The organism is Neptuniibacter sp. QD57_21, assembly GCF_047778075.1.
In the GTDB taxonomy this organism is placed as follows: Bacteria; Pseudomonadota; Gammaproteobacteria; order Pseudomonadales; family Balneatricaceae; genus Neptuniibacter.
In genome coordinates, this window is the sequence record NZ_CP180549.1 from 1,823,452 (window position 1) to 1,836,624 (window position 13,173).

A 13,173-nucleotide genomic window follows, 5' to 3' on the forward strand; every position below is an offset into this window, starting at 1 on the left:
TTATATGGATCATTGCAAATACCACCCTTTAAAAGCATCTACCTATCACTGTAATGCTTGCCATCTTAGTGTGTGTGATAGTTGTGTTGATGAGTCTGATGAAGACATTCGTTGTGTCCGCTGTGGTGAGCGTTTAGATAGTTTGGGGGCAGGGGAAAATATCGACCCTTTTTGGCGTCGACTTGATCAGGCATTTCGCTATCCCATGGATGCCCAAGTACTGATGCTTATTCTAGGAGCATCCATTTTCTCTGCTGTAGGTGCATTTATTGGTGGATTGATTGGCTTTATTCTTTCTATTTTGGTCGCCGGGGTAACCACTAAATATAGCTTTATGTGTTTACAGCAAACGGCTGATGGCAGTACGAAAGCACCATTAGTAACCGCAGCCTATAGTGGTGGCGTTAAAATGATTATTCATATTATCGCCATCTTTTTGGCAATAGGCCTGATGCTGCTTGCGGTTTCTAAAACATTTGGTGATTTTGTTACAACGGCATTTGCCATATTTTGGTTGTTTTCACTTCCAGCGGTCTTTATCAACTATGCAAGATTTGAAAGTATCGGCGCTGCTATAAACCCAATTGAGTTGATTAAATTGGTGTGCAAATTAGGTCGATCCTATCTCATTTTGCTTGCTTTTTTGTTGATCATGATTGCATCGGTTGCGACGCTCAATCAGCTTTTTTCTGATTTCTATTTCTTTTCAAACATATTGGAAAGCATTACCTCTTATTACTATCTAATCGTGATTTTTCATCTCATGGGGTACCTATTGTTCCAGAAGCAACGTGCTTTAGGTTTTGCTAGCCGGTTTGATGAAGATGAGATGCAGATCCGTACTGACAAACTGCATTTTATGGACAAGGTCGAAGTGCTTACGAAAGAGGGGCGCTTTGAGGATGTTTCATACGAATTTAAAGAGGGTATAAAGCGGTTCCCTAAAGAATTAGATATCTTTAACCGTTATTTTGATTATCTCTGCGCAATCCAAAACTCTGAAGATACTTGTGTCTTTTTCCCGAATTATCTTGAGTGCCTAAAGCAGTCTAATCGGGAATCATTAATTCCAGTTTTGATCCAACGCGTTTATCAATACGACCCTAATTTCAAGTTGAAAGATCCCGCAGCTAGGCATGAGATAGCTAAGAAATGCCATGAGGCTGGCAAGTATAAATTAGCTATTAAATTACTGAATGGTCTGCATCGAGAATTCCCACAGTACGAGGGTAGAGTTAAAGCTTATGAGCTAATGGCTGATGCACTTGAGGCGATGCCAGGTAAAGGACAGCAAGCTGAAAAATACAGGGAAATGGCAGCTAAAATGGCTGAAGCAGAGTAAAAACGGCGGTTGTTTTGTTATATTAAAAGGAGCCGAAAGGCTCCTTTATTGTTTTGTTAGTTCATTCGTCGTTCAAGGCCTGCTTGAGCCATGATTCGAGTAGATATCTCTTCAATCGAGAAATTTGTTGTGTTGATCGTTGAAATATTTAGCTTCTTAAACAGTCGCTCAACTTCACGTACTTCGAAATCACACTGATCAAGTGAAGCATAACGGCTATTAGGACGGCGTTCATGACGAATCGCAGAAAGCTGGAATGGATCAATTGTCAGACCGTAAAGCTTATGTTTATGTTCCTCTAGTACTTCAGGAAGGCGATTAAACTCCATATCTTCTTCGGTCAGAGGGTAGTTTGCTGCACGGATACCAAATTGCATCGCCATATAAAGGCACGTTGGTGTCTTTCCGCAGCGGGATACACCTACAAGGATGATATCCGCATTGGCGTATTGGCGTGTACGCGCACCGTCATCATTATCGATTGCAAAGTTTACTGAATCTATGCGGTCTTTGTAGCGAGTACGCTCAACGATACCGTGGGATTTACCTACGGAATAATTGGAGTGAGCATCAAGCTCGTTTTCTAGAGGTTTTAGGAAGCTTGAAAAGACATCGATCTTAAAGGCATTCGATTCGGCAATGATATTACGAATATCTTCATTTACGACCGTATCAAAGATCAAAGGGCGAGTGCCATGTTGCTCGGCAACTTGGTTGATCTTCTGGACGGCCTCGCGAGCCTTTTCAACGTCATCTATGTAGGGAAGAGTAATCTGTTCAAATTCAATGCTATCAAACTGAGCAAGCAAACTATGCCCCAATGCTTCTGAGGTTAGACCTGTTCCGTCTGAAATAAAAAAAGCTGTTCGTTTCATTGTTTACTTACAATCTGCAACAAAAATATATGGCTGACTATACCAGATGTAGAGCAGGGTTGCGGCTATCATCGGCAGCCATATTTCAGCGATTGGTCATGATTTCATCAATAGTCTGATTATCATCAAAGTAATCCACCATATATGCGCTTTTTTCAGGGGATTTTTGCTGCTGAGTGCAGTAAGATCTCACCATTATTAGAAGTAATAACTATACACCAGAGTAGGAGATATACAGTTGCAGAACTATGTACTGCGCCTAGATCAGGTAGGAATGAATGACGTAGAAAGAGTAGGCGGTAAAAACGCTTCTCTTGGCGAAATGTTACAAGAACTTACTGGCGCGAATGTTAAAGTGCCAAATGGTTTTGCAACTACGGCTGATGCCTATCGTGACTTCCTAACTCATGGCGGTCTAGAAGATAAGATTAATGCCAAGCTTAAAGAGCTTGATACTAATGATATCCAAGCACTAAAAGAGACCGGTAAGACGGTACGTGATTGGATCATGGAAGCAGAGTTTCAACCAGAACTTGATCAAGCGATCGAAGCGTACTGGGCTGATATGTCTGCTGAAAATCAAGATATCGCTGTGGCAGTTCGTTCTTCTGCAACGGCTGAAGACCTACCGGATGCTTCTTTTGCCGGGCAGCAGGAAACATTCTTAAACGTTCGAGGTCTAGCCAATGTTAAACACGCGATCAAAGAGGTATTTGCATCTCTCTATAACGATCGTGCTATCTCTTACCGTGTTCACCATGGTTTTGAGCACAGTGAAGTAGCGCTTTCTGCCGGTATACAGCGCATGGTTCGCAGTGAAACTGGCTCTTCCGGTGTAATGTTTACGTTGGATACAGAGTCTGGTTTTAACCACGTAGTTTTTATTACTTCTGCATACGGCTTAGGTGAAACCGTTGTACAAGGCGCGGTTAACCCAGATGAGTTTTACGTATATAAGCCAACCCTAAAAATGGGTGCACCAGCAATTATTCGTAAAACGATCGGTTCTAAAGCGATCAAGATGGTCTACTCTGAGCCGGGTTCAGACAATCCTGTATCCACTGTTCAAGTTGATCAGGCTGAGCGCCAGCAGTTCTCCATCGATGATAAAGATGTTCAGCAATTAGCGAAGATTGCCATTGAGATCGAAAACCACTATGGCCGCCCAATGGATATTGAGTGGGCTAAAGATGGCGATACGGGCGAACTATTTGTCGTTCAGGCGCGTCCTGAAACTGTTAAGAGCCGCAGTAATCAAGCGGTAATTGAGCGCTACCTACTAAAAGAAACCAGCCAAGTACTTGTTGAAGGCCGCTCTATAGGTCATCGAATTGGCTCTGGTAATGTACGTATCGTCCATGACATTAATGAAATGGAGAAAGTACAGCCGGGTGAAGTGCTTGTTACAGATATGACAGACCCTGATTGGGAGCCTGTTATGAAGCGCGCTGCAGCTATTGTTACAAACCGCGGTGGTCGTACTTGTCATGCTGCAATTATTGCCCGTGAATTGGGTATTCCTGCGATTGTTGGATGTGGGGATGCAACGGAACAGTTTGTTAATGGTCAAGTTGTGACTGTTTCATGTGCTGAGGGTGATACCGGTCGAGTTTATGCTGGAAAACTGGATTATGAGCACCAGTCTAACAGTGTAGAATCTATGCCTGATCTACCTTTCGAAATCATGATGAACGTGGGCAACCCTGATCGTGCATTTGATTTTCAGGCACTGCCAAATGCAGGTGTGGGGCTAGCGCGCCTAGAATTCATTATTAACCGCATGATTGGTGTGCACCCTAAAGCATTGATTAATTTCGATCAGCAGCCACCCGCACTGCAGCAGACTATATCTCGCCGTATTTCAGGTTACGACAGCCCAGTCGATTTCTATGTTGATCGTCTGGTAGAAGGTATTTCTACATTGGCCGCTGCTTTCTACCCTAAGAAAGTGATCGTACGTATGTCTGACTTTAAGTCGAACGAATACGGTCATCTAATCGGTGGCGATGCGTTTGAACCAAGTGAAGAGAACCCAATGCTTGGTTTCCGTGGTGCAGCACGATACATCTCTGAAAACTTCCGTGATTGCTTCGAACTTGAATGTCGTGCTCTTAAGCGTGTACGCGATGAGATGCAGCTTACTAACGTTGAAGTAATGATCCCGTTTGTACGTACCCCGGGTGAAGCGAAACAGGTTGTTGATCTGCTTGCTGCTAATGGACTTAAGCGTGGTCAGAACGGTTTACGTGTAATCATGATGTGTGAGATTCCATCTAATGCATTACTTGCTGATGAGTTCCTAGAACACTTTGATGGCTTCTCTATTGGCTCTAACGATCTAACGCAGTTAACACTGGGCTTGGATCGTGATTCCGGTGTTATTGCGCACCTATTCGATGAGCGAGATGAAGCGGTTAAAAAGCTGCTTTCCATGGCTATTTCAGCATGTAAGAAGCAGGGCAAGTACATCGGTATTTGCGGCCAAGGCCCATCCGATCACCCTGATCTAGCTCGTTGGTTGATGGAGCAGGGAATTAGCACAGTATCTTTGAACCCTGATTCTGTTCTCGATACTTGGTTCTTCTTGGCAAATAATCAAGAAAGCTAAAAGCTTTTATAAATCAAAGCGCTATTAAGGTTTCTTAATGGCGCTTTTTGCTTTTGAAAGAGATGAAAATAATTTCAAATCAGCACTTCTTACAGCCTGATAAAAGCCTACAAACAATGCAGTACCAGCCCCAACGAGATGTGCTTCACTAAATACCGCCCATCCTTCAGTTACAAAGACTGTATCCTGCATAAATATCTCAGTAACCGTTTTAACAGCGATCGCTATCAACGGTAGCCATGCGATAAAGCCTTTTTCCTCTCTTAACCATTGCCATGCTGCTAAACAGATTACAGTGTATAGGATCCCAGATAAGCCACTGTATCGCGCTATATCTGTTAGTGGTGAAAGTAGAAAGATGGATAGGGTCACTAGGCTTGCAAGCAATCCATATATGAATAGCTTTTGGTTACGTTTCTCTAAATACGCTCCTGCGGCGGTAAAGGTTAACAGGTCCCAAAAAAGGTGCTCTGTAGAGCTATGAACAAAATGGGCTGTAATTAAACGCCAGAATTGTTGTTGCTCAGCAATTAGGGCGTAATCAAAGCAGAGCCATGAAAGCACAGGATAGAAATAACCTAGTAATCCGATGCTCAAAACACTGACGATGATAGATAAGGTGATCAGCGGTACTTTTGTTGACTGCTCGTTATCGTTAAGAGCATGACGAGAGTCACAACCGCCCCGAAGGGCAGTTGCGATTGAGGTGAACAAATTCATGGCCATTTCAGCTCTGTTTAGCGCTTAAAGCGACGAATTTGTACTAGTGCAATGGCTACAGCGATAAAGATCACTAACCATGGTGATACAGCACCGCCACCTGAACCTGTGCGTGTTGATGAAACACTCGGTCTAGTTTGGTTCTGGTTAGCCTGATCTTTCGATTGATCGACAAACATTGGCTGTTGAGCATCTACGCGATTCTGCTGAGCGGTAATCTGTTGTTGTGCTCGGTTTTGACGAGCGGTCTGTTCTTTTTCAACGCGTTTTAGATTAGAGCGCTCAATATTCATCGCTTTGAAGACTTCGTCTCTTACAACGATCATAGATGTGTAGTCAGTTACCAAGCCATATTCCACAGCGGTATCAACAATCGCTTGCTCAGCATCTTTGTCAGAGCCTAGGTAGTCCATCTCAGCTTGTAGCTCTTCTATTGCAGCATAAGCCCATAGGCGTTCCAATTCAGGGCTGTCAGTTGCAACGTCAGGTAGATTAAAGCTGGTCTTGTAGGTTTTCTTTTCACCGTTGATTGTGCCGGTCAGCTTCACTTCTGCCTTGCCTGGTTTGTAATAGTGTCCAAATAGAGTCAGTTGTTGACCGTGGTAAAGGGTATTAGCAAGGCGCGGTTTCACCAGCTCTTTGCTTCTTACACCATCAATCTCGATCTGAATGTCCCGCATAGAAGCATGAGCCATCTTGCCTTTGGCTATCTGGAGCTGACCACTAATATCGTCAGAGTTTGAAATCTGTAGAGCAAAGCCATTGGATACGCGTGTCATCTCTTCTAAAAGAGGACGGTTAGCGCTGTTACCCATAATAAAAGTAAATAGGCGGGCATCACGCTGCTCTAGTAGATCTAGAAATTTACTCTTTTCGGTCGTGCCTACATTGGCAACGCCATCTGTAACAAGAACGACTGCAGTAGTTCTATCCGAATCCAGTTGATTAATGCCGGTCTTAAGTCCCGCATAAAGATTTGTACCGCTACTTGGTTGTACCTGATCTAGACGTTGCAATGTGTCTTTAATTGTTTGCTGATCAGCAGGTAGGTAGCCCTGTGTGAAACTCTGAGCTCGATTGTTAAATAATACGATCTTGAAGCGATCATTTGGGTTTAACTGTGTTAATCCGCTTCTAATACCTTCAATCAGGGATGAGAATTTGCCGTGCATAGAACCGGAAATATCTAGTACAAACACCCAGTCTCGACCTTGATTCATTACTGGGAGGTCGCTACCCGGTGTTAACGTCAGCTTATAAGTACCTTTGCTTGAGCCTTCTTCTTTGTACGCGAGCATATCCACGCTTGCAGGTAGGTTTTCAGCATGACGCCAGTACAGCAATATATCTTTATCTAGGGTCGTCACACTGCTATTGATAGGAGTTTCTGAGTTTTGAGTTTCATACTGTTCGGACAATTCTGCTTGCTCCAGATCTAGCTGCTGTTGCGTCAGGTGGTTAGCTGAATTGATCAAGCTTGCTTGCCATTCATAGGCATTAAGTTGTTGGAAGGATGCATTCGGGTGTTTAGGCATTCTTAAGCCATCAACTGGATAGCTGGTCCTTAGCTTCACATCAAAAGAGAACTTCTCATTTACCGTTTCGTTGCGATCCCAAAAGCTCAGTTTTTGCTCGTCAACACCACCATCTTCAAGAGGGTATACGTATCGACCAATTCCAGTATCGGTCTGGGTATTCTGTAGATATACCAACTTGATTTTAACTTCCTGATTAGCCTTTACAGGAAAGACAGAGATATCGAACGTTTTGTATTGGTCTTTCTCTACGATCGCAGTTTCATTTCCCTTTTGTTTTTCCTGCTCGTAGATCTGTCGGGCACGCTGTTTCTCTACGACTTCACCTGTAACAGGTTGGCCATCAATCCAATAGCTAAATTCACCTACAGCCGCTTTATCTGGAACCGGGAAGGAGTAAATAGCTTCTAGATCAGTCGCGTTAGGGTTATGAAAAACTTGCTCAACTGTTGTGGTTGCGTACATATCTTCAATCACAACATCGACATGGTGTTCTTTGATTTTTAGCTCTTCATACCCTGCATTGCTCGGTTTTAATAGTCCTGCAGCATTACTGTATGGGCTCATCAAAAGAGCGCTGCCTAATGCTATCGCTGTGAATAGGCTGCTGCGTTTTAGGTTAGGAGTTGAGTGTTTCATCGCTTGTTCCTCATCTATTGATGGGAGCAAGATTGTGATGTTTAGGCGATTGTTAAAATGAAATTAAAATAGGTTTTAAATTAAACAGCTATGAGTATCAAAATATAATACCAACCTATTTATGAACTGGCCCGAAGATTGCTGACTATCCAATCAGAACATAGATTCCTTGTTTTAATGGATTAACATAGGCGCAGTTATATATGTATATCTCCAGTAATTATCAGACTTCTAGCTTAATTGGCACAAATCAGAATCACACAGGACAAAGTGCAGCACTGGCAAACTCTGGCCGATCAGCCTCTGTCAGCGGCAATACAGTGTTCTTAACGGAAGAAGCAAAACAGCTAAACGAATCTGAGTCTGTTTATACTCTCAGCACTGCAAAAGGTGATAAAGAGTACGATTTAGACACTTACTTCCAAGCAAAGCCTGCCCATGAAGGGGATATTTTCGATATTGAGGGCTTATTGCTGCCAAATGAGCAGAACGTGAGGGCTTTGCAGAATCACCTTTCAAAAGTGTTCCCCGATTTTTTGTCCCGTCACAACATTCCAGAAGCACCTGAATCGATAAACTATGACGGTAAAGGGCAGATAGTTTTGCCAGCTGATTACCCTTATGCAGATGAGCTTAAACAAGCCCTGAAAGAAGAACCAGCTATCGCTAAAGAGCTAAGCACTGTTAATGCTTTAGCATCACACCTTGCGGCTTTCAAAGAGCTGGAGCCATTCAGGCAAGAGATGGATAATGCTAATTCACAAGCAGAGATAGAAGCCATTATCGACAAATACAGTTATCTGCTGGGTGATAATCGACAGTACCCGTCAGTTGAACTCTCTTTCACAGAAGAAGGGAAGCTAACGGTAACCAGTGAAGGCAGTGCTTTGGTTTAACTCCGTAAGGAAATGCCCTGCAATACTATTTAGAGATCTTTTTAAACAACGAGTATTGCCATTGGCGGATGGCTAGCACCATGGTCGTACCATTTTTTTTCTGTTGTGGCGCCGAATGATCTTCTTGCATTAATTCGTTAAATTCTGCTGCGAGACGCTCCATTTTCTTTTGCAGACGTGCGTTGGAGCTATCGGTCAGGATGGCATTAGTCACGATCAGCTTTTCATTGGCTTTATCAAAACGTGAGCTAAAGAAGTCTTGTTCGACCTTTTCTTGGAAAAACTGCTGAATTGGGCCATTAGGTAGCCAATGGAAATTAGGGGCAACTAAAAGCTTTACGCGGTTCCCGGGCAGTAGATCGATAATCTTAAGGCGATCTAGCTTAGCTAGTTTTTGAATACATTCTGTTTCTGGAATGTCATAAGCATTAAGGATGTCAGAGAACGTCATTCCACTGATCACGCTGACTGTTATCAATAACAAAATCAGATCATTCGCGATCTCTTTTTCTTGGTCTCTGGTCAATTGAGTCAGTTGGCACTGATCTTTACTCATCTTCTGTACAAGCTCAGATAGCTCGATATTAAGCATGTCGCATATAGCTTCTAGCCGAGTGAGGGTAAAGTTTTTTTCAGCAAAAAGCCGCTTTACTGACGCTTCACTTAAATCAAGAATTTCGGCGACATCTAGGTAGGTTTTACCTTGAGCTTTAAGTTCTCGTTTGAGTGTATCTATCAGTGGTCCAACTTGCGCCATAATCTATTCCTTAATTTATGCTCACAGCGATATTAACCGAAGCGCTTTATATATTCACGATAATCAATTGGTTATTACCGCTCTTAACCACTAACTCTTGTCTAAACTATTTAGTGAATCACATACTAAAATTTTAGTTTGGAGTAATTGGATGAGATTAGGCTGCTTTATATGCTATTTGTTAATTATCTGTAGCTCTACCTATGCAGAATCTCAAGTCTCGTCTCATACTACTCAGTTTCTTACCCATAACCTTAAAAAGTCAGTTTTTAGAGATTTCTCTGGGGAGTTGAGAGGGATAGAACATGCGGGTCGAAGGGCTTTTAATCTTGAATTGGTTAGAGCTATGTCGGATTTACGCAAAAAGCCTTTTAATCCAGTAGAAGTACCGTTTTTGAGAGGGGTGGATCTTGTAAAGCAAGGACCTAACTATGCAATCTTCAATATTAGTCGGAATGAAGATCGAGAAAACAAATTTAAATGGGTTGGCCCATTACAATCAGACAGCGTTCAGTTCTTTAAAAATACCCGCTATACAAAGCAACTTACTTCTTATCTTGAATTTACCGAAGAGGTCAGAGTCTGTGTGCTACGGGGGAGTAGGCACGAGAGAATCCTAAAAGCTGAGACTCCTGTGTTGATCTTAGTGGCTAATAGCTACAACAGTTGTTTTAGGCTTCTTGCTGAAGGGCGAGTCGATTACACACCTGTTTCACTGCACGAAGTATCTAATGTTTTCAAAACCAGCGGCGTTTCAGAAAAAATCATCAAAAAGACGCCAATCGTTTTATATCAAAGTGAAGGCTATATCGCGTTTTCAAGACAGACTCCTGATGAGGAGATCGCGGCATGGCAGAGTGTATTAGACCGACTAAAAAAAGATGGAGAATACGATAGATTGGCAAATCAGTATTTATACCCCAGAGAATAACGTATACATCCTTCATTATTCTGTTGTAGTTTACTTGCCTCAGTTAATTACATGATTCTTACGTCGTGTAGTACAAGATCTATTCTTAGGGGTCTTTTTATGTCAAAAACAGTCGTTATTACAGGTGCTAGCCGCGGTATAGGTTTGTCTTTTGCCGCGTTATACAAATCTAAGGGGTATAAGGTTTTTGCCACTTGCCGTACCTGTTCTCCTGAGCTGAAACAGTTGGGTGTTGAAGTCATTGATGCTGTAGATGTTGCAAAGAATGATGGTTTAGAGAAGTTAAAAACGGCTTTAAAGGGCATCAAAATTGATCTGCTGATTAACAATGCAGGTATTTTGCGTAATGAGATTCTTGGTAATTTGAATGTCGAAACCATTCGCGATCAATTTGAAACAAATGCATTAGCGCCTTTATTGGTAACGGAGACGTTGCTAGATAATTTATCAAATTCAGCAAAAGTAGCGCTAATTACAAGTCGTATGGGATCTATCACTGATAATACTAGCGGTGGGCGATACGGTTATCGCATGTCGAAAGCAGCACTGAATATCGCAGGTATGTCCTTAGCACGAGATCTCCAGCCTCGGGGTGTTGCTGTTGCGATCTTACACCCTGGACTAGTTGGAACAGAAATGATTGGTGGAGTAGGTGATATAACACCGGATCAGGCAGCGGAAAGACTGTCTCAGCGTATTGATGAGCTTAATATCGACAACACAGGCACATTCTGGCATTCAAACGGTGAAGTCTTACCCTGGTAAGTAAAACCTAGTTATTTAATATCTGGTGCTTTTCGAGTAACCGATATAAAGATGAACGTGAAGTCTCTAATATAGATGCAGCAACGGTCACGTTATTGTTAGCGTGCCTTAATGCATTAAGAATTGCAGCTTTTTCAGCTCTACTTTTAGCTTCTTCTAATGGCATGAGACGGCGTTCATCTTCTCTTCTATCTAGCCCCATATCTTTGGCCGTAATAATCATGCTGTCAGACATTATTGCAGCATTACATACCCGATTTATTAGTTCACGGATGTTACCTGACCAGTGGTTTTGGCCCATCAACTTCAGAGCAGCTGAACTAAATTTCTTTTTCTTTAAGTCATTTTCTTTGGTATATCGCTCTAAATAATAATTCGCTATTCGCTGTATATCTTCTGAACCTCTGGATTGAAGGTTAGGTACATCTAGAGGTAGTACATTTAGACGGTAATATAAATCTTCTCTAAATCGTCCTTCTTTAACAGCCTCTTCAAGATTGACATGCGTGGCTGCAATGACCCGAGCATTGGCATGAATTGTTTTGGTGCTTCCTAGACGTTCAATCGTTTTAGTCTCTAGAAAACGCAATAAAATAACTTGCATGTCTAAAGGCAAATCACCAATTTCATCTAAGAATATGGTGCTATCGTGCGCTTCTTCAAAACGGCCTATGCGCCTTGAATCAGCCCCTGTAAAAGCACCTTTCTCATGCCCGAAAAGTTCTGACTGTATAAGAGTGGCAGGCAGGGCAGCACAGTTGACGGCAATAAAGGGTTTGTCGTTTCGGTTTGAATGTTCGTGGATGTACTTAGCAAAAAGCTCTTTACCTGTACCGCTTTCACCTATTAGCAAAGCAGGTGCTTCAACCCTTGCAGCTTTAGAGCACTTAAGAAGAATTTCCTTAAAGACAGGGCTTTCACCAATAAGGAAATTGTTGTCTTTTTTGAAGGCCGATGTGAGTGTTTTGTTTCTTAGTTTAGTCATACCTAACGCATGACCTAGAATGATACCAAGCCTTTCAATTTCAACAGGATAGGTGTGATAGTCAAAACAATAATGACTAATTAAAGATGCGATTTGAGGGTTATCTATAAAGGGCTTAGGTAGAAGCAGAATCCAAAGAATATTTTCGTCGTAGGAGAATATATCTTTGAGTTCTTGTAGTACTTTATCGTCGAGAAAGTGACAAGCAGCAATGCCCAGTTGAAATCGCTTAGAAGCCATCAATTGCTTGGCGCTTTGTGAATCTGTTGCAGCGAGAACATGGTTATTTAGAACGCGAACATTTTCTAAATCTGGAAGGTCATGGTTTTCTTCAGTTCTAGGCCTGAAGTAAATAATATGGCTACCTTCATGAGAGTCATTTGGTTGACTGACTATAGCTGGATTTACCGCTGAAGCCACATAAGATTCACTTTCGAGTTGTTTTTCCATAAGAATCAGCCCTGTGTTCTCTTATCTTCCTTGTAGTTAAGCGAGCTTTAAACCTAAAACAACTTAAGACGAAATTGAAAAGCCCATAAAGCTTACACCATAGGCCAAAAGCCATGGTTTAAGACTGGTTTTATTATATTGCTCGATGATTTCCTTCCGTAAATAAGCATTGATGCCAAATGACTTACTGTCAATTAATCTTTAAAAGATTTAAACAATTGTTTGATTATCGTTTCTATTAAAGATTCTTAAATATGAGACAGTTATTGCTTTAATAAATAACCAATTAATACAGATAGTTAACTTGTAATGTCATTTAAAGTGTTCGTTTGTGAAACAAAAATCAACTTGATCCAATTGGTTCGCTAATGCAAATCAAACAAAAGGGACTGTTGTTCCCTTAACTCTCTGATTTATATGGGGTGGTATAGATCTTGCCATATAAAAAGAAAGTCCAATCATGGATCTTTCCTAACATTATGGAGAGTTGAAAATGGCTTTTCCGTTCACAGGTCAAAGTGCTAGATCAACGCAGGGGAACAGACGGAGCTGGAAAGATAGGTGCAGTACTTTCTGTGGTAGATTATTCCGCCATCAGTCTCCAATGCGGGACAAAACAAAACGGCCTCATTTTATCCAAAATCCTACCTCTAAAGTGGTAGGTAGAATT

At 41.9% G+C, this 13,173-nt stretch carries 10 protein-coding genes; 5 read left to right on the plus strand and 5 right to left on the minus strand.

Translation table 11 applies throughout. From position 1 onward, the window contains the following. Window positions 1–4 precede the first annotated feature (4 nt). On the plus strand, window positions 5–1,342 hold the full coding sequence (locus tag ACMXYS_RS08130; protein ID WP_415898200.1) for a hypothetical protein: 1,338 nt from the start codon (window positions 5–7) through the stop codon (window positions 1,340–1,342). Between the two features lie 56 nt (window positions 1,343–1,398). Here the strand turns inward: ACMXYS_RS08130 and ACMXYS_RS08135 are convergent, their stop codons facing one another. Beyond that, entirely contained in the window at window positions 1,399–2,217 is an 819-nt protein-coding gene (locus ACMXYS_RS08135) for a pyruvate, water dikinase regulatory protein (protein ID WP_415881266.1), read from the minus strand. A 238-nt stretch (window positions 2,218–2,455) separates the two neighbouring features. Between ACMXYS_RS08135 and ppsA the strand changes: the two genes are divergently transcribed. Next, the gene (gene ppsA, locus ACMXYS_RS08140) at window positions 2,456–4,825 is read left to right on the plus strand and encodes a phosphoenolpyruvate synthase (RefSeq protein WP_415898201.1); all 2,370 of its coding nucleotides are present in this window, start codon (window positions 2,456–2,458) and stop codon (window positions 4,823–4,825) included. 24 nt (window positions 4,826–4,849) lie between these two features. Here ppsA and rrtA read toward each other — a convergent pair whose 3' ends face one another. Next, window positions 4,850–5,551 (minus strand): rhombosortase, encoded by a 702-nt coding sequence (gene rrtA / locus ACMXYS_RS08145; protein WP_415898202.1) that lies wholly within the window; start codon window positions 5,549–5,551, stop codon window positions 4,850–4,852. Window positions 5,552–5,562: 11 nt separating this feature from the next. Continuing rightward, window positions 5,563–7,719 (minus strand): VIT and vWA domain-containing protein, encoded by a 2,157-nt coding sequence (locus ACMXYS_RS08150; protein WP_415898203.1) that lies wholly within the window; start codon window positions 7,717–7,719, stop codon window positions 5,563–5,565. 203 nt (window positions 7,720–7,922) lie between these two features. Here ACMXYS_RS08150 and ACMXYS_RS08155 point away from each other — a divergent pair, with 203 nt between their 5' ends. Further along, a complete protein-coding gene (locus tag ACMXYS_RS08155; RefSeq protein WP_415898204.1) occupies window positions 7,923–8,615 on the plus strand; it encodes a hypothetical protein in 693 nt (230 codons plus the stop codon). Between the two features lie 25 nt (window positions 8,616–8,640). Here the strand turns inward: ACMXYS_RS08155 and ACMXYS_RS08160 are convergent, their stop codons facing one another. Beyond that, a complete protein-coding gene (locus ACMXYS_RS08160; RefSeq protein WP_415898205.1) occupies window positions 8,641–9,372 on the minus strand; it encodes a helix-turn-helix domain-containing protein in 732 nt (243 codons plus the stop codon). Between the two features lie 346 nt (window positions 9,373–9,718). Here ACMXYS_RS08160 and ACMXYS_RS08165 point away from each other — a divergent pair, with 346 nt between their 5' ends. Both ACMXYS_RS08165 and ACMXYS_RS08170 read left to right on the plus strand, forming a co-directional pair. Continuing rightward, a complete protein-coding gene (locus tag ACMXYS_RS08165) occupies window positions 9,719–10,303 on the plus strand; it encodes a substrate-binding periplasmic protein (RefSeq protein WP_415898206.1) in 585 nt (194 codons plus the stop codon). Window positions 10,304–10,402: 99 nt separating this feature from the next. Continuing rightward, window positions 10,403–11,068 carry an SDR family oxidoreductase gene (locus ACMXYS_RS08170; RefSeq protein ID WP_415898207.1) on the plus strand — a complete coding sequence of 222 codons (666 nt, stop codon included), beginning with the start codon at window positions 10,403–10,405 and terminating at the stop codon, window positions 11,066–11,068. Window positions 11,069–11,075: 7 nt separating this feature from the next. Here the strand turns inward: ACMXYS_RS08170 and ACMXYS_RS08175 are convergent, their stop codons facing one another. Further along, the gene (locus ACMXYS_RS08175) at window positions 11,076–12,503 is read right to left on the minus strand and encodes a sigma 54-interacting transcriptional regulator (protein ID WP_415898208.1); all 1,428 of its coding nucleotides are present in this window, start codon (window positions 12,501–12,503) and stop codon (window positions 11,076–11,078) included. Window positions 12,504–13,173 lie beyond the last annotated feature (670 nt).